We start from the raw sequence: 16,933 nt of genomic DNA on the forward strand, positions 1-16,933 counted from the left end.
CGAAGGTTGATTTCCGTTCTAATCAAGTCCCAATGTTTCCCAAAATTCATCACTCATTCCCCAATCAAGATGTTTATTAAAAAAATGCGAACTCTTGTACAAATACTTATGTACTAGAGCTCGCACTTTTATGTTACTAATCAACTATTATGGCTGTAATTTAAACATTGTATTTTTTTCTTGTACCATAAACTTATCGCCATACTTATAAAAATTAATGCACCGACAGCTATAATCCAAAAGAATACGTTTCCTCCAACAGTTGATGAATTAAAAAACATACCGCTAATAACAATAAATACACAACTTATAATCCCTGATAAAATAATGGCTAACTGACGATTTAGTTGATAAATGAAAAAAATAAGTACAGTACAAATATAAAGAACACTTACTGTCATAATGGTCGGGAAAAATGGTTGGAATTTAGCCGCATAGACAAAGTAATCAAGCTGGCTAATATCCTGTCCATTGTTTATCTCCATATTAAATAACTGAGAGAATGGGGTTGAATACTTCCATTCCAGCGTATTATCTATGATACCACTTCCCTCATACCAAGAAATAGCTGTTGACATCAATAAAGTCAAGAAACCAAGAATTAGTTGTATCACATATTTAAACAATGTACTTCCCCCTTCACCCTTTGAAGTTAAAGACGTTAGAATAAGCTTTTAGTTTCCAAAATCAACAAAACTTTACAATATTAGGCTCGATACCATAACGTGTGGTTGATTTCCGTTCCGGCTGGGCGCTTTCCTGGGGGCGTCCGATGAGCCGCTTGGGCCAACACGATGTTGGTCACGAAGGCGTTATCACAGGACGTGATGTTTTTAGCCTTCGTTCCTCTATTGCTGATCCCCAAGGAGTCGACCAGCCTCCACTCCAATTAACTTATATACATGACAGTGTTTATCATCTTTATTTTATATATTTTCCATACAATAAACTGGTGATATCCACCCGTACTCTATGTTTTCACTTTTTTCACAAACATTTTAACAAACGGTACGAGGAAAACGGATACGACCAGTACGCGGAATAGCTGAAATGCGGTGACGATTGTGACCTTTGCATGCACGGAAGCGGCGATAATCCCCATTTGATCAAGCCCGCCTGGTACGATGCTTAGAAAGCCAGTTTGAAAATCAAGGCTGTAAAAACTCTCCATGACAAATGTTAAGCCATAAGCAGCGCCAACAAAGATCCCTGCCGAAACAAAAGCGTAAAATACATGCTTCTTCGATAAATGTAGATCGTCTTTTTTCAATAAAAGTCCGATGTAAATGCCAAGCATTAGTTGCGCAATATGAAGTAGTGACAATGGCAATTTCGGTACGTCAATCCCTGCTATATTAATGCCCATTAATAAAAACACTGGACCAAGCATATAGCCTGTCGGAATTTTCACCTTTTGCGCCAGCCAACCTGCTACTCCACACACAGCAAGTAAAGCTATTAGGCTCCATGTATACGCTCCGTTGACAACTACACCCGTTCCCCCAGAACTTGATACCATTAATGGCACAAAGCCGACGATTAAAAGAACCCGTAATATTTGGAAGAACGTAATGACGACCATATCCATATCCCCCTGCTCCTCGGCAAAGGCAACAACCTGTGACATTCCACCAGGTACACAGCATGTCAACGCGGTCGCAAAATCTAAATTCGCACGTTTTGCTACTATATAACTAATACCAAAAAACAATACAATAAATAATACGTTTAAAACAATCATGCTTCCTATAAATTGTTTAATATCCTGCACCGCTTCTGGTGTAAACGCAAAACCAATGGAATACCCCGCAACAATTAAACCAAAATTACGAAAATATTTATGCCATTTCAATTGTACCTTTGTCGACAATTGAACTATTAGCACCCCCGCTATAGCTCCAAGTAACCACGGCATTGGAATATGTAATACATTAAATAAAATCGCACCTGTTAAACCAATACATAACGTAATAAACATGTGCTTATCAAAAATAAACATAGAAGCAACCCCTCGTGACTGTATGATTCTATTATGCCGTGAACCTGCCTATTTTTCTACTTCATCACTTTTTTGCAATGTTATATATCGTTAAAATTGAACCTGTTATTTATAAAATTTAACCTCTTATCCAAGATTTTCTCCAATCCAAAATTTTCTATGCTACATTATTATTACCTGATTCAGTGTTTCTCCATAGTGGAGATATGTAAAGGAGGCCTCCAATGAAAATTCACTTAACGATCAACAGTGCATTAGAAGAAACTGAGATTCATATACATGCAAAGGAATACACCGAGCAAATTGAACGACTCATGAAGCAGCTACAAGCTTCACAAACAACAATATTAGATGGCTATTTTCAGCAGGAAATTCATATGCTAAAAATTTCAGATATTTACTCCATTTACGCAGAGGGTGCAAAAGTATTTTTGCAGACGGAGGAACAGGAATTCGAAACAAAGCGTAAATTATATGAGCTAGAAGCACAATTAGCGAAAGACTTTGCCCGAGTCAGTAAATCGACACTCGTCAACATTAACAAAATTACCTCTATTCAAATGGGTACAATCGGTACAACAGAACTGATTTTAGAAAACGATGTGTCCGTCCATGTTAGCCGGAAATATTTAAAAGAACTAAAACACCACCTAGGTATTGGGAGGGACTCATAATATGAAAATTATTCGCATGATGATTATTGGACTACTCATATCACTTTGCTCTTCCTACGTCTTAGTAACATTCAGTGTCATATCTAATAACGCTGTGGTGTCAGGGTCTGAATTACTTGAGCAAATTATCATCGCCGCCATACTTGGAGCTGTAATAGGTCTGTTGTCCATCATCTTTGATATAGAGCGTTTACCTTTTATTACTCAGCTTATTCTACATTTAATTGCCGTTACGCTGTGTGTCATGATTGCAGGCTATTTCGGGCGTTGGTTTGAACATTCCGGCATTAAGTATGTTCTTATAAGTGAAGCTATTATTTACTTAATCGTTTGGTGCATCCTTTATGTACTTCAAAAAAATGATATTGAAAAAATCAATCAAGAAATTCGAAAAAGAAAGGAATAAACAATATGACCTTTGCTATACAAGTTAAAAATCTATGTAAGCAATATGGCAATCAACAAGCCGTAAAGGGTATTTCATTTTCGGTTGAACAAGGCTCCCTCTTCGCCTTTTTAGGTGCGAATGGTGCCGGGAAATCAACGACCATTGAAATACTCTGTACATTATTAAAAAAATCAAGCGGTACTGTTAAAGTTAATGACTATACACTTGATGCAAGCAACGACAATGCGGAAATTCGAAAATCCATTGGTGTCGTATTCCAGCAAAGTTTATTAGATGAACGATTAACGGTGCGGGAAAATATAATTCACCGTGGTAAAACATATGGCTTATCGAAAAAACAATTGGCCGAAAATTATCAATTCGTTTCAACATATTTACATTTAGAAGATATAGAAAAACGCAAATATGGTACTTTATCAGGTGGTCAAAAAAGGCGTGCTGATATCGCTCGAGCCCTTATCCATCGACCGAAAATATTGTTTTTAGATGAACCGACAACTGGGCTTGATCCACAAACGCGGCAATTCGTTTGGCAAGCCATTAAACAGCTTCAGCTCGAAACAAACATGACTGTTTTTTTAACAACGCATTATATGGAGGAAGCGGCAGTTGCTCATCAAGTCATCGTCTTAAAAGAAGGAGAAATTGTTGCTGAAGGCACACCAGATGCACTTAAAACAAAATACGCCTATGATTCAATGGCACTTGTTTTTCATAATAGTACTGAAGGGATGCAGTGGCTCGAGGAAAATGCCATCTCCTATACAGAAAAGCTAGGTATTTTCTCCATCCGAGTCGACTCGACACTTCATGCATTAACGCTATTAAAAAAAGCGGAGCCGCTTATTGCTTCGTTTGAAGTAATCAAAGGTACGATGGATGATGTCTTTCTTCATATTATGGCCGAGGGAGGTGCAGCTTAATGGAAGCATTATTTAGCTTAGTAAAACGAAATAACAAGGTTTTCAGACGTGATAAAACACAAGTCTTCTACTCGCTGCTTTCTGTCATTATTGTCATTGTCCTTTACGCAGTATTTCTTCAAAAAACGCAAGTAAATGCCATTGAAGAAGTGACAAAGGCTACTCCAGAATTGGTAACGATGGTCAATGAATGGATTGTCGCTGGTTTACTCTCTATGATCGCTGTTTCTACTACACTTGCCGCGTATGGCATCGCTGTAAGGGATCTTGAAACAAAAGCGCAAGCTGATTTTCTCACAGCGCCTATCTCGCGAGCAACCATTCAATTTAGCTATGTATTAAATGCCTTTTTCATTGGCTGTATCTTTTCCTTTATCGCCCTTATTGGCTGTGAAATTTTTATCGTATCAACTGGCGGTGAGCTACAAAGCTTTGGGGATTTCTTAAAAGTGGTAGGCTTACTATTTTTATCAGTGTTACTTGCCAGTGTTTTTAATCTCTTCCTTGTGTTACTTGCTAACAGCCAACATTCATTTTCAACGCTCAGTACAATCTTCGGTACAGCACTCGGTTTCTTATGTGGTGTTTATGTACCTGTTGGTGTACTTCCAAGCTTTGCTCAAAATCTTATTATGTATTTCCCTATCAGTCATACAACGTTACTATTACGCAATACCTTTATGGAGAGCTCAATTTCCAAGGTTTTCGAAGGTGCGCCTGCTTCACAGGTGGAAGAATATAAAAAAATGTATGGTATTGTCTATGACCTTCATGGAAATATACTAAGTACCTCAACTAGCATTGTCATTATTATCGTCACAATTATTGTGCTAGCAATCTTATCTATCATTATTTTTAAAAAGAAAAATAAATAAACACTTTCGCACATCGTTTATAAAATGATGTGTTTTTTATTGATTTTATTTAAACAATTTGTTATTTTAATAATATATAAGCAAACGAAATTAATAATCGTTTGCGTTTTATAGGAGGACTTCCAATGGATGTAAATGAATTATTTTGGCAAGCTTCGATTCATGACATAAAAAAAGGCTACACCGATGAAGCAACGCATTTCACTTGTTTGCTTTGCGGGGAAAAGATTGAAAAGGGTATTATTTATCCACATGAAGGCGTTCTCTACGAGGCAGAAAAATTTATGCACCATCATATTACTGCTGCACATCAATCTGTATTTCATTATTTAAATGGCCTAAATAAAAAAATGACAGGACTAACTGATCATCAAAGTCATATTTTACGCTTATTTTATGAGGGAAAAACCGATCAAGAGATTAAAGAGGAACTGGAAATTGGTAGTGCAACAACGATACGTCATCATCGCTTTACCCTTAAAGAAAAGGAACGTCAAGCGAAAGCATTTCTTGCGATGATGGAGCTATTAAAAGAACAGAATCAAAAGGAAGACAGCTTTGTACCTATTCACAAAACGGCTACGATGGTCGACGATCGCTATAATATTACGATTTCTGAAGAACAGCAATTACTTGAAAAGTACTTTCCAAACGGTATTGGCAAAGCGCTTGTCCGCTTCCCAAAACGTGAAAAGCATAAAATTGTGATACTCCGTGCAATCACAAAACTTTTCGATGAAACAAAACAGTATTCAGAAAAAGAATTAAACGAAGTGATTCAACCGATATATGAGGACTATGTACAAATACGTCGCTATTTAATCGAATACGGCTTCATGGATCGACAAGAGGATTGCAGTGCTTACTGGATAAAAAAATAAGAAAGCAGGGTTTCCAATGGACCATAAAAAAGAATTAAAGGAAATGTATAAAGAAATAAAAATCGAAGCTGGTGTTTTTACTATGACCAATAAACAAAATGGTAAAGCGTTTGTTGGTAGCTTCAATAATTTAAAACGCTTAAACGGCTTTCAATTTTCATTAAAAACAAATACACATACCAATAAAAAGCTACAAGCCGATTACAACACATTCGGCAAGGATGCCTTCGATATTGAAGTTGTGGAATATTTGAAGAAAAAAGAAGAGGGCTATTTTGATGCCAAAAAAGAGCTAGAAAAGCTAGAACAAAAATGGCTCGACAAGCTTCAGCCATTTGGTGAACGTGGATATAATTAGGTATAGCATGAAAAAAGAATCTGTTTTCTCCGCGATTAAGCTAGGGAAATTTGCAGATTCTTTTTTGATTTACATTATTTTGCGTGGGGATTCACTGCTTTCGGGTATTCATTTTCGTAGGTACAAATACCAGTTGGACCGGAGCATTTTTCTCTTGAAGCCGATCAGTTCTCTGGCTGACCCGAGCACTTTTCTCTTGCACCTGATCAGTTCTTTCGCTGACCCGAGTATTTCTTCCCCGAATCTACTCCCACTTCTTTACGCGAGGCTTTACATTGACGCACTAGTATTCATCCTACTTGTTCTCTCACTTCATTTCTTCCATTAAATTAATTTCCTGCTGAACTTTTCTTGTTAGCTTTTCGAAAACTAGCTCATAGGAATGTTTGATTAAATTTTCAACTAAATCAATAGGCACGTCATCTACATCCATATAGATTGAATTCCAATGTGTTTTATTCATATAATAGCCCGGAATAATACCTTCATAGGCTTCTCTCAACTCTTCAGCTCGATTAGGCTCGCATTTTAAAGTAAGTACTGGTCTTCCAGTAACATCCCCGCCCATCATCCCATACATTTTACCACCAATATGATAGCGATCCGCTTGCCATTCTTCTTTGTAATCATACGTTGTCCCACGAAGCTTTAGGCAATATGTATGAATTGTTTCTTTGTTCATTATTTAACCCCATTTCGTCTAAAAATATAAAAACACACGTTCTATTATATTCATTATAATCAACAACGTGTGTTGTGGAAATAATTATTTATTTTAGATTACCCGATGAGCCGCTTTGAAATATGGTTATTTTGTGCGAAAGTGCAGCGTTAGCCACACGAAATGCGTTATTACAGGACATCCTTTATTTTATGCCTCTATCAAACATGCCGATGACCTCGGTAGTTTGCAATATATTGACAAAGGCTTTGGCATCTGTTTCCTTGATCGTACCTTTAACTTCAGCAAGCTGATAGCGCGTAATGACGGTAATTAAAACTTTTCGCCCTTCTCCTGAATAAGCACCCTTCGCATCCATAATAGTTACACCTCTATGAAGCTTTTCCAGAAGCTGCTGTTTTACTTCCTCGCCCTTGCTCGTAATAATCATCAGTGTCAATTTAATATGACTCGTATGAATAGTGTCGACAACCTTCCCTGTGGCATAAATCGATACGAGCGTCAGTAATGCCGCATCCCAACTAAACACGAATCCGGAGATAGCAACAACGATACCATTCATCGCAGAGATTAATGTACCAAGTGGAAAATCTCGTTTGCGGCTTAACAGCATCGCTATAATATCAAAACCTCCAGAGGAACCTGCCGCACGAAAAATCATGCCCATCCCTACGCCCACAATAACACCACCAAATAACGAGGCAAGAATTGGCTCTTGTGTAGCTTTATAAATCGGAATAATATACAAGCTTACCGACAAGACAACTACTGAAAGAATGGTATAGCTAATGAAACGCTTCCCTAATTTCATAACCCCTATAATAAGCAACGGCAAATTCAATAGTAAATTTAAAACTCCCGTATTCAAGGGTGTAATAATACCAAGCATGATGGCAATCCCGCTTAATCCCCCACTTAAAATCTCATGTGGAATTAACAAAAAATTGTAGGCAAAGGCGACTAATATCGATGAAAGTGTAATAACGACAATATTACTCATAACATTTCCCCTATCATTAACGAACGAGTTTTGTACTTCTTTCCCTTAGAATACCCAACTTATTCGTTCAAAAAACCTGGAGTATTGCTCTACTGCTTTTAGCGACATTCATTTCTTCTGATGTTCTTTTTTTCTGCTCCTCTTTTAACGGCACTTCTTTTAATGGCTCCTCTTTATTCTCTTCAACTTTCTCCGCTACCTTATAAATACGTTCGAGCATTGGTGGATGTGTATAACGGAACCACTTTACGAGTAACTGTGGATTTACCTCACTTAAACCAGATATCGTTAGCTTTTGGAATGCAGTAACTGCAGACTCTCGATCACCTGTTAGTGAAATCGCATATTGATCAGCTCTATTTTCCTGATACCTCGAAATATAATTTGACAGAGGGCTCGAAGCAAATAATAAAACAGATGTTAGGAGTAAAAACAATGGATAAGAGCCTATATCACCGATTTTTTTAATTTTTAATACCTGTCCGTAACGTCTAATGAACCACCTCAAACATTTCGCTGTCAGCCATAATCCTAGCAATGTCAATAGAAGATACCCTGCAATGCCAAAATAAATATGCTTCTCAACGTAATGTCCCATTTCATGTGCCATGATAAATAATATTTCATTATCTGTTAAACGATTTAAGGTTGTATCCCATAGCACAATTCTCGAATTACTGCCAATACCCGTTACATAGGCGTTTAAGGCATTTGTTTTTTCTGCCATATTAACTTCATATACATGTTCTGCTGGTATATTTGCCTGTGTTGCAATTGACAAGATTTTCGTCTCGAGCTCTTTATTTTTTAGCGGATAAAAATCATTATATAAAGGATCAATAACTACAGGTTGAATGAACATCACAAATATTGTAAATGGAATCGTTAGAAACCATGCATATAACCACCATCTTTTGGCACTTTTTTTGATGAGCCAATAAAGGACTGATACGATAATTAAACTCATGCCAAAGTTGACCCAAAAATCTATAATGCCATCTCGCATCCATGACGAAAACCCTTGTGTACTAATTCCATAGGTTTTGCTTAAATTGTAACGATAATAATCGAGTGGGAATAGTACAACATATAGTAAAAGTGATAATAAAAATAAGTAACTTGCATTTTGTAACAGCTTCCATTTTGTTTGTGATGTTGCTACCTTTTCGAAATAACGTGATACGCCCATAATTAATATCATGAAATAGATTAACCATTCCAAAGGTGTAGCAACAAAGAATAGGAAGTTCCGTATTTTAGAATATTCACCGCTTAAGTATAATTCTTTTTCAGACATAAACATCACTGGATCTGCAGCTGTCCCCTGCATCGCTCGTGGTATTGTACCACCACCGCTGTGGAATATATACCAATACATACACAGCACATAAACACCGAATAAAAGTAGCGCGACAATTCCCATTTTTTTCGCTATGTCATTTCCTCCCTTGTTCAACACTAAGTTCGTCCTATAGTAAGTGTAAGCTAAATTGAAAAAGTTAGAACAAATTTTTCTTGTTTTTATTTACCTTCTATTCTACTTCACACCAAAAAGAAAAATTCGCTCTACTTCTCCAAACGCGTAACAAGCCATGTAGATGCTAAAGCACAACGGCTTGTTCGCTATTCCTAGAAGTGACGCGAATTTCAAAGAATATTTTTTATTACTTATCCATTACAAATGCCGTTTTGCCACGTTGATCTTCACTTAAATAACCAGCTAATTCTAATCGATCATGCCATTCTTTTTCTATAATAGCAGCCTTTAATGCATCATCCTCTTTCGTTGATAGCTCTACCATAATCTCCCCTTGATATTGCCAAATTTCAATATCCGCCGCATAGCCCTCAAAGCTTCCTTTATATGTTGTTGCCTTTGCAGGACCATATACGACAGCTTGGGATAATGTGTTTTGATACCATGCTTCAGAATCCCAATTTAAAATTTTCTTCGGAACATTTTCTAATATTAATTTTTTTGCCACATTTGTATCCACTGCATCATAGGAAACTTTAGATGTATTCTTTAATGACTCCTTACGACTTATTGTGAACGAACGATTGCCACCTTTAATATCCGTTTCAAATTTATAGTTAGACTCTGCTCCAGTGAAGCCATGACTTTCTGTAATAGCAATTGCTTCATCCAGAGGTGTATGTAAAAATCTCTTTTTATACGTGATATCGATGTTATTGCTTCCTTTATATACACGTAAACGGTGGATATAACCCTCATTTAGAAAAGCTCTATTCGGAGTATCAAAGAAATAAATCTTTACTTCATCTTTTTTTGTAGCTTGGAAAACATTAAAAATATCCGATTCAGTGAAAAGCTCAGATTTAATATTGAATTTAATTTCATTCCCTGGCTCGATTGCTGCTTTAGCTTGTGTAGAATCAAATCCAATGATGCTAACAAGTACAATACCGATTAAACAAAAATTCAGTACCCATTTCTTCATGTTATTTCCTCCTCATTTTGTAGTAATTGCAAGATAGTCGTTTCTCTATTCGTTAATGAACTGTGAAAATAGATTGTCTTATGTGCATGTATTTTCTTAGAAAGTGCAATGATATCATCATAATCTGGATGCGTTTTATAAAAAAATTCCTTATGTTGATTTTCGGAAAATTGAATTCTATATTTGCCTTTATTCCAATATCCCGTAAAGATAACCATAGCTGTTGGTTTTTTGTGTAGTAGTTCCATTAATTTCGCTTCATTACGCTCAGGTACAAAATAAATGAAGTTTTCACTTTCTGTTTTCTTTGTCAAACATTCTAGTTTAAACTCTTGCAAAATTGTTTTGGTAGGCAATAAATTTTCAGGTGCCTCATAATAATTATCAAATAACGACAATAAAGCATGATCTACACGTATCGCTCTTGTCGTATGCTGAAAAAGATAAGTAGCAATATCTGCTGTTTTTCCTGAGAAAGAAGATGGGAAAATGATTGGGCAGCCTGGATTTGCATTGATATATTCCGTCATTTGCTGCAATACTTCTATATTATTGATGCGCTTCTCAACATGGCCGCTATCCATAATGGCAAGATCATAAACAGTCCCGTCCTCTATCGGTAGTGTTGCTTTTAACAAATAGGAATCCACAACATAATCGCCAGAGTAAAATATCACCTCCTCAAAAAAACGAATCTTATACCAAACGCTTCCTATTAGATGCCCACTGTAGCCCCATTGAAAGGCAAGGCATTTACTAACAACTATCCACTCTCCGATTGATTCTGGTTGAAAGATTCCTGTATGTTGAAAAGACTGTTTTAGTTGCTGCGCAGTCATTTTACTCATAATTATCGGCCCTCTATATCCCCATCGCTCAAGTAAAGGAATCGCACCTACATGATCTGTATGTGAATGGGAAATAAACACTGCATCAAGCTTTGTCACGTGAGCTTGTGTTAATTTTGGAGGTGTCTTTTGTCGATTGTTCATCACTCCGCAATCGAGTAAAATAGCATGTCCATTATTTTCAATGAAAAAGCAGTTACGCCCATACTCACCGACCCCACCTAAAATTTCTACATTAAGCATCCGCATGTCCTCCCCGTTTTTGTAGCCAATCTAATTGAAACATAAAAATAACGGTCATGACGACTGTAATCACCGCTACAGCCATTCCTACACCAACATTTCCTTGTTCAAATTGACTGTAAATAAATGTTGCGCCTGTCTCTACTGAAGGAGGCAAAATGAGTAATCCAGCGACAAGCTCACGCATGGAGATAATAAACGTCATCATCATTCCAGCAAGAATTCCCTGCATTAATAATGGAATAATGATATGTCGATAAACAGCCAAGCTACTTCGCCCAAAAATAGCAGCTGATTGGAATATCGAAGAATCTAATTGTGATAAAGATGACTTTATATATTGCACGGAATATGGTAAAAAAAGTACACAATACGTGACTACAACCATTGCCTTTGTGTTATAGATAGTCGCTGGTAGCCACGGTGCATTCCAAAACATAATTAAACCAACTACAAAGACAATTCCAGGAATAATATTAGGCATTAAACTAAAGAAATCTAATATTTGCTGCTTTTTCGTTTCTCCCTTTTTAATGTATAAGGCAATGAACAAGCCAATAATTGCTGTAACGACAGCTGTGATTACGGAGAAAACAACACTATTTAAAAATGCTGACAATCCAGCACTTCCACTTGTAAATACTTCCTGGTAGGAAGCAAAGCTAAAATTCCCTGCCTGCAAACCATCTCCCCTTACTTTCTGCAAAGATGTCACAATAATTGAGAAGTAAGGAATACCGATTGATAGCAAAATGATGCTTCCCACAAAGAGCCATGAACCGAACTTGACATACCATTTATCTTCAATCTCGCGAATAGCTGGTGTTTTTCCAGATAGCACACTATATGTATATTTCCGTCCAATAAGATTTTGAAAATACCAGATAACGAGACAAACTGATAGTAAAAATAATGACAGTGATGTCGCCATACTAATATCTACTGGCCATCTTGAAAGGTAAGAGTGAATCTCCGTTGTAAATACTTGAAAGCCAATTCGACTACCAAACGTAGCAGGTGTTCCAAATTCAGCTAGCGTTTTGATGAAAATTAGCAAGCTCCCTAGAACATAGCTAGAAACTACTAAAGGCAAAACTATTTTCATCCAATTTCTCCAAGAGCTTCGTCCAAAAATTAATGCAGCATCTAGAAAGGAGCCATTGATTCTTAATAGCGTATTTTTCAGCATTAAATATAAAAAAGGAAAAAGATGCAGGCTCATAATCATGACCATTCCAAATAAGGTGAAGAACGATTCAGTCATCCAAGCAGCATTTGGAAATAGCTGTTGGAGAAAGCCATTATTTTGCATGAACAATATCCATCCCATGGAGCCAATATACGGAGGTGTCATAAATGGAATGGTTAAAATAATATCTAGCCAATCGTATTTATATAAGCTTGTTTTCGTTCTTATTAACGCCATTGGGAATGCTACAATCGTAGTCCCTAAAACAACTAAAACCCCTAATAATACAGAGTTTCCAAGCGTTTGCCACATTCTGTCATTGGCAAACATTCTGTTAATCTGCGAAACATCTAATTGCCCATCTTTCATAAACGTATAAAATGCAATGGCAATTAACGGTGCGATAGCAAACGTGACGACAAGTGTCAGTAAAAATCCAAAAGTTCGTCTGCCTTCCATAATCATTGATGATTCAATCCTTTCCTAGAAAAACTTCAAGGAGGCTAAAAAACCTCCCCTAACTACTTAACGAAAAATATCATTGAATTTAGTTAATACTTCAAGTTGCTTCGCTTCTGCACCTTTCCAATTCACGTTTAGCTGAGGAATTTCATCTAAGGCTGCACGATCCTTAACAGGTATATCTTTGTTGCCTGGTAGTAAGTAGGCATTTGCTACAAGCTTTTGCCCTTCATCTGACAGTAAAAAATCAACGTACGCTTTTGCACTTTCTACGTTTTTTGCATCCTTCAAAATACCAACAGCTCGCGGACTGACAACTGTCCCGCTTTTTGGATAAATAATTTCTACTGGCTCACCATCAGCTTTTGCTTTATAGGCCATGTAATCTACCCCTGAAATTGTGGCATTTTTGTCACCAGTAATAACAGCATCTAACGCTTCCTTATTGGCACCATTCACCTGTAAACCATTTTCCTTCCACTTCTCCATCGTAGTCCAAGCTGTTTTTCCAGCTTCTGAATATCCGAATAGGAAGTCTACAGCAGAGCCTGACAAGCTAGGGTCTGGTATATTAATTTTATTTTGCCATTCAGCTTTTGCTAAATCTGTCCATTCTGCCGGAACCTGTTGCGTATTTTTGGTATTATAAGCAATTCCTAATGCTGAGGCACTGTAACCATAGTAATAACCTTCTGCATCTGACCAATCGCTATTGATTTTCTTGGCATTATCAGCGTCTATATAGCTTTGAAGTTGATCTGTTTCCTTTAAGCCATCCATTGAAGCGACAGAGGCTAGTACGACAACGTCAGCTATAGGGTTATTTTTTTCCGCTTCTAAACGCGATAATATTTTGCCTGTTGTTCCTTGGAACATCTCTATTTTTATGCCTGTTTTCTCTTCAAATGCTTGTTGAATTTTCGCTGCTAAACCATCTGGACCAGCAGAGTATACCGTTAAAGTTTGTTCTTCTTTTGCGGTTGAATTTGCTTTATCATTCTTCTCTACCTCTTTATTTCCACAGCCCGCTAATGCTAATGTTAAAAGAATCCCAGCTGTAGCAATTAGTTTTAACCCTCGTTTTTTCAATGGTAACCCTCCAATTGATATATTTGTTTTTCATCAATAAAAACTTCAAGCTGTTTGCCATGTTCTATCGGTTCTGCTTCGTAAAAGCTCCAGTGCTTACCTTCTACCTGTGCTTGCACTAAATAACGATCACCAACAAAGGTACTTTTTACAATCATCGCTTGTTTTGCAATTGTACCTGGGCGTCGTAGTCTGGAAACTCCTTCAGGTCGCACAATATAATTACCTTTATCAAACCAGTTCACTTTGCCGATAAAATCTGCTACATACGGTGTTGCTGGAGCGTGATAAATTTCTTCTGGCGTTCCTACTTGTGCAATTCTTCCTGCCTCCATCACGATAATTTGATCTGACATTGCCATTGCCTCTGTTTGATCATGTGTGACAAAAATTGCCTGACAATCTAACTCGTAAATAATATGCATGATTTCATCTTGCATTTTTTCTCTTAGTACTGCGTCGAGCGCTGATAATGGTTCATCAAACAAAATAAGCTGTGGATTTGTCGCTAGTGCCCTCGCAAGTGCTACTCGTTGCTGCTGTCCTCCCGATAACTCCCCTGGCTTTCGTTTTTCAAAACCCTCCATTTTCACCAATCGCATAACATGCTCCACTCGAGCCGGAATGTCTGACTTTGAAACAATACCCTTTAGGCCAAAAGCAATGTTTTGGAAAATAGTCATATGAGGCCATAATGCAAAATCTTGAAAAACCATTGCCATATTTCGCTTATTTGGTTTTACATTTTTATGGAGTTTGGATGAATAAATAATTGTGTCATCAAAACGGATTTCTCCATTTGTCGGTTGTTCAAGACCTGCCAATACTTTCAATAACGTTGTTTTACCACAGCCTGATTGTCCTAAGATGGTAATGAACTTGCTATCCAGCTCCACATTGATGGGCCATAACGCATGAGACTGTCCATATTTTTTCTCGATATTCGTTAATGAGATTTTCATCATATCCTCCTCGTTAATTACAACTATAAATTCCAGATATTTAGAAAATATTAATCTACTATTAATATCTCGTTAAAAAAAATCTAATAAACTAAAGCAAAACTAAGATTTTTTCTAATTTACTTTAGGAGGATAAAATGAATAACATGAAGTTACAGGCATTTTGCCTACTCGTAGAATTTAAAAAATTAGCTCCTGTTGCCAAAGAGCTAGGTCTTACAGCGCCGACAGTATCCTTTCATATTCGCTCCATTGAAGAGGAATATGGCATCCATTTGTTTCGGACAAATGCAGGTGGATACCGTTTAACAGAAGCGGGAGAAGGGCTCTATCATTATGCTCGCCAAATTGTACAGCTACAAAAAGACATGAATCGCTTTGTCGAAAATCTTTTGGCGGGTAATATTGGCTCCATTCGTCTTGGCGCAAGCGGGCTACCTGCACATATTTTTATGCCAGATATTATTCATCTGGTTTCAACAGCCTACCCAGACATTCGAATATCGCTAGAAGTAAAAACAGCGCCTGAAATTGAACAAAAGGTAGCTCTTCAAGAATTAGATTACGGGCTAATTATGGAAACAAAACAAGAAAATTCGTCTCTTATATACGAAACAATCGGCGAAGATTCCCTTGTATTAGCATTGAGTCCTACCCATGAGCTTGCAGCAAAAAAGGACATCACAAAAGCAGATGTCCTAAAAAACAAAGTATTATTGCATACATCCTCAAGTTCAACGAATCATTTTATAGAAAAATGGATGGACCCATTTCACCCATCCATTTATACGATTGAGCTAGATTCTGTCAGCACTATTAAGAAAATGCTTACTTTCGGAAAAACAATTGCATTTTTGTCAGTTGCCCTGATAGAAGATGAGTTAAAATCAGGACTTTTGATCAAAAGAGACTTACACGATGTGACACTTAATAGAAAGATTCAACTTATTTATCCTAAATCTCGTCTAGATAGCAAGATGGATGCGTTTGTAAAAACTGCAATTTATGATTTAGCCAAACAATTAAAAAAATAGCCTCTTATGACATAATTCCATAATCAACAATAATAACATGGAATGGGGAATGTTTATCCCAATGAAAGGAGGGCTGTATTTGCTAACTGAGTTACTGACAAAAGATACTATACAACTCGCAAATTTTGTAAATACGTGGCAAGAAGCTATTCATTTAGCTGCAAGTCCACTATTAAAGCACAATAAAATCGAAGAACGCTATATTGAGTCAATGATTCATTCCATTGAGAAACACGGACCTTATGTAGTCCTAACACCAAAAGTAGCGATTCCACATGCACGGCACACAGAAGGAGTAAACGAGCTAGCCATGAGCCTATTAAGCTTACAAAAACCAGTTTTGTTTGGACCAGAAAAGCCTGTTTTCTTAATTATTGTCTTAGCTGCAACCGATAGTGCGTCGCATCTACAGGCATTAGTTGACTTAACAAAGATTTTGCAGGAACCAAATCAAATAGACAGCATCATCGCCTGCCAGCATAAAGACGATATTATTAAAGAAATTCAACAAATTGTGGCAAAGGAGTAATCATGATGAAAATTTTAGTAGTGTGCGGGAATGGCTTAGGCAGTAGCTTTATTATGGAATTGAATGTAAAAAAAGCGTTAACTGAACTTAGGAAAGTTGCAGAAGTAACTCATACAGATTTAGCATCTGCCAAGGCAGAGAAAGCGGATATTTATATTGGCGCAGAAGATATTGTCAATCAATTGCCCAAAGAGAGAGGTCATATCGTTAGTATTGTTAATATGATGAGTATTTCAGAAATTAAATTAAAGCTTAATCCGCTGTTTTAAAGGCTTGAATTTGAACTTAATTAAAAATTGGATAGGATGAGGTGT

General features: G+C 36.9%; 19 protein-coding genes. 9 read left to right on the forward strand and 10 right to left on the reverse strand.

The window, feature by feature from the left end; genetic code table 11:
• Positions 1-140: 140 nt before the first annotated feature.
• Both ABH968_RS11800 and ABH968_RS11805 read right to left on the reverse strand, forming a co-directional pair.
• On the reverse strand, positions 141-626 hold the full coding sequence (locus ABH968_RS11800; RefSeq protein WP_370044224.1) for a YjdJ family protein: 486 nt from the start codon (positions 624-626) through the stop codon (positions 141-143).
• A gap of 344 nt (positions 627-970) precedes the next feature.
• Positions 971-1,999, reverse strand: a complete 1,029-nt coding sequence (locus ABH968_RS11805) for an AbrB family transcriptional regulator (RefSeq protein WP_370044225.1) — start codon at positions 1,997-1,999, stop codon at positions 971-973.
• A gap of 224 nt (positions 2,000-2,223) precedes the next feature.
• Here ABH968_RS11805 and ABH968_RS11810 point away from each other — a divergent pair, with 224 nt between their 5' ends.
• The 6 genes from ABH968_RS11810 (at position 2,224) to ABH968_RS11835 (ending at position 6,119) form a co-directional block, all read left to right on the forward strand.
• Positions 2,224-2,673, forward strand: a complete 450-nt coding sequence (locus ABH968_RS11810) for a LytTR family DNA-binding domain-containing protein (RefSeq protein WP_370044226.1) — start codon at positions 2,224-2,226, stop codon at positions 2,671-2,673.
• Between the two features lies 1 nt (position 2,674).
• A complete protein-coding gene (locus tag ABH968_RS11815; protein WP_370044227.1) occupies positions 2,675-3,079 on the forward strand; it encodes a DUF3021 domain-containing protein in 405 nt (134 codons plus the stop codon).
• A 5-nt stretch (positions 3,080-3,084) separates the two neighbouring features.
• Entirely contained in the window at positions 3,085-4,005 is a 921-nt protein-coding gene (locus ABH968_RS11820; RefSeq protein ID WP_370044228.1) for an ABC transporter ATP-binding protein, read from the forward strand.
• Positions 4,005-4,880 (forward strand): ABC transporter permease, encoded by an 876-nt coding sequence (locus ABH968_RS11825; RefSeq protein ID WP_370044229.1) that lies wholly within the window; start codon positions 4,005-4,007, stop codon positions 4,878-4,880. The genes ABH968_RS11820 and ABH968_RS11825 overlap by 1 nt, the downstream gene beginning before the upstream one ends.
• A 125-nt stretch (positions 4,881-5,005) precedes the next feature.
• Positions 5,006-5,761: a DUF2087 domain-containing protein gene (locus ABH968_RS11830; RefSeq protein WP_370044230.1), complete on the forward strand. Its 756-nt coding sequence runs from the start codon at positions 5,006-5,008 to the stop codon at positions 5,759-5,761.
• Positions 5,762-5,777: 16 nt separating this feature from the next.
• Positions 5,778-6,119 (forward strand): GIY-YIG nuclease family protein, encoded by a 342-nt coding sequence (locus tag ABH968_RS11835; protein WP_370044231.1) that lies wholly within the window; start codon positions 5,778-5,780, stop codon positions 6,117-6,119.
• A gap of 307 nt (positions 6,120-6,426) precedes the next feature.
• Here ABH968_RS11835 and ABH968_RS11840 read toward each other — a convergent pair whose 3' ends face one another.
• From ABH968_RS11840 to ABH968_RS27845, 8 genes are all read right to left on the reverse strand, one after another.
• Positions 6,427-6,801 carry an MmcQ/YjbR family DNA-binding protein gene (locus ABH968_RS11840; RefSeq protein WP_370044232.1) on the reverse strand — a complete coding sequence of 125 codons (375 nt, stop codon included), beginning with the start codon at positions 6,799-6,801 and terminating at the stop codon, positions 6,427-6,429.
• Positions 6,802-6,985: 184 nt separating this feature from the next.
• A complete protein-coding gene (locus ABH968_RS11845; protein ID WP_370044233.1) occupies positions 6,986-7,801 on the reverse strand; it encodes a YitT family protein in 816 nt (271 codons plus the stop codon).
• A gap of 67 nt (positions 7,802-7,868) precedes the next feature.
• Positions 7,869-9,236: a M48 family metallopeptidase gene (locus ABH968_RS11850; RefSeq protein WP_370044332.1), complete on the reverse strand. Its 1,368-nt coding sequence runs from the start codon at positions 9,234-9,236 to the stop codon at positions 7,869-7,871.
• Positions 9,237-9,465: 229 nt separating this feature from the next.
• Complete coding sequence (locus tag ABH968_RS11855) at positions 9,466-10,263, reverse strand: hypothetical protein (RefSeq protein ID WP_370044234.1); 798 nt, start codon at positions 10,261-10,263, stop codon at positions 9,466-9,468.
• Positions 10,260-11,354, reverse strand: a complete 1,095-nt coding sequence (locus tag ABH968_RS11860) for an MBL fold metallo-hydrolase (RefSeq protein WP_370044235.1) — start codon at positions 11,352-11,354, stop codon at positions 10,260-10,262. Before ABH968_RS11860 ends, ABH968_RS11855 begins: the two co-directional genes overlap by 4 nt.
• Positions 11,347-13,008: an ABC transporter permease gene (locus ABH968_RS11865; RefSeq protein WP_370044236.1), complete on the reverse strand. Its 1,662-nt coding sequence runs from the start codon at positions 13,006-13,008 to the stop codon at positions 11,347-11,349. Before ABH968_RS11865 ends, ABH968_RS11860 begins: the two co-directional genes overlap by 8 nt.
• Before the next feature lie 60 nt (positions 13,009-13,068).
• A complete protein-coding gene (locus tag ABH968_RS11870) occupies positions 13,069-14,094 on the reverse strand; it encodes an ABC transporter substrate-binding protein (protein WP_370044237.1) in 1,026 nt (341 codons plus the stop codon).
• On the reverse strand, positions 14,091-15,056 hold the full coding sequence (locus tag ABH968_RS27845) for an ABC transporter ATP-binding protein (RefSeq protein WP_483308125.1): 966 nt from the start codon (positions 15,054-15,056) through the stop codon (positions 14,091-14,093). Before ABH968_RS27845 ends, ABH968_RS11870 begins: the two co-directional genes overlap by 4 nt.
• A 137-nt stretch (positions 15,057-15,193) precedes the next feature.
• Here ABH968_RS27845 and ABH968_RS11885 point away from each other — a divergent pair, with 137 nt between their 5' ends.
• From ABH968_RS11885 to ABH968_RS11895, 3 genes are all read left to right on the forward strand, one after another.
• Positions 15,194-16,090: a LysR family transcriptional regulator gene (locus ABH968_RS11885; protein ID WP_370044238.1), complete on the forward strand. Its 897-nt coding sequence runs from the start codon at positions 15,194-15,196 to the stop codon at positions 16,088-16,090.
• Positions 16,091-16,169: 79 nt separating this feature from the next.
• Positions 16,170-16,619 (forward strand): PTS sugar transporter subunit IIA, encoded by a 450-nt coding sequence (locus ABH968_RS11890; protein WP_370044239.1) that lies wholly within the window; start codon positions 16,170-16,172, stop codon positions 16,617-16,619.
• Between the two features lie 5 nt (positions 16,620-16,624).
• The gene (locus ABH968_RS11895; RefSeq protein WP_370044240.1) at positions 16,625-16,888 is read left to right on the forward strand and encodes a PTS sugar transporter subunit IIB; all 264 of its coding nucleotides are present in this window, start codon (positions 16,625-16,627) and stop codon (positions 16,886-16,888) included.
• The last annotated feature ends 45 nt before the right edge of the window (positions 16,889-16,933 follow it).

Origin of the sequence: Lysinibacillus sp. RC79 (assembly GCF_041262405.1) — a bacterium.
In the GTDB taxonomy this organism is placed as follows: domain Bacteria; phylum Bacillota; class Bacilli; order Bacillales_A; family Planococcaceae; genus Lysinibacillus.

Excerpts from the sequence above, each read along its gene's own strand:
- ABH968_RS11840 (WP_370044232.1), bottom strand. The coding sequence starts at position 6,801 with ATGAACAAAGAAACAATTCATACATATTGCCTAAAGCTTCGTGGGACA.
- ABH968_RS11895 (WP_370044240.1), top strand. The coding sequence starts at position 16,625 with ATGAAAATTTTAGTAGTGTGCGGGAATGGCTTAGGCAGTAGCTTTATT.
- ABH968_RS11810 (WP_370044226.1), top strand. The coding sequence starts at position 2,224 with ATGAAAATTCACTTAACGATCAACAGTGCATTAGAAGAAACTGAGATT.
- ABH968_RS11845 (WP_370044233.1), bottom strand. The coding sequence starts at position 7,801 with ATGAGTAATATTGTCGTTATTACACTTTCATCGATATTAGTCGCCTTT.
- ABH968_RS11820 (WP_370044228.1), top strand. The coding sequence starts at position 3,085 with ATGACCTTTGCTATACAAGTTAAAAATCTATGTAAGCAATATGGCAAT.
- ABH968_RS11815 (WP_370044227.1), top strand. The coding sequence starts at position 2,675 with ATGAAAATTATTCGCATGATGATTATTGGACTACTCATATCACTTTGC.
- ABH968_RS11835 (WP_370044231.1), top strand. The coding sequence starts at position 5,778 with ATGGACCATAAAAAAGAATTAAAGGAAATGTATAAAGAAATAAAAATC.
- ABH968_RS11855 (WP_370044234.1), bottom strand. The coding sequence starts at position 10,263 with ATGAAGAAATGGGTACTGAATTTTTGTTTAATCGGTATTGTACTTGTT.
- ABH968_RS11805 (WP_370044225.1), bottom strand. The coding sequence starts at position 1,999 with ATGTTTATTTTTGATAAGCACATGTTTATTACGTTATGTATTGGTTTA.
- ABH968_RS11825 (WP_370044229.1), top strand. The coding sequence starts at position 4,005 with ATGGAAGCATTATTTAGCTTAGTAAAACGAAATAACAAGGTTTTCAGA.
- ABH968_RS11885 (WP_370044238.1), top strand. The coding sequence starts at position 15,194 with ATGAATAACATGAAGTTACAGGCATTTTGCCTACTCGTAGAATTTAAA.
- ABH968_RS11860 (WP_370044235.1), bottom strand. The coding sequence starts at position 11,354 with ATGCTTAATGTAGAAATTTTAGGTGGGGTCGGTGAGTATGGGCGTAAC.
- ABH968_RS11830 (WP_370044230.1), top strand. The coding sequence starts at position 5,006 with ATGGATGTAAATGAATTATTTTGGCAAGCTTCGATTCATGACATAAAA.
- ABH968_RS11865 (WP_370044236.1), bottom strand. The coding sequence starts at position 13,008 with ATGATTATGGAAGGCAGACGAACTTTTGGATTTTTACTGACACTTGTC.
- ABH968_RS27845 (WP_483308125.1), bottom strand. The coding sequence starts at position 15,056 with ATGAAAATCTCATTAACGAATATCGAGAAAAAATATGGACAGTCTCAT.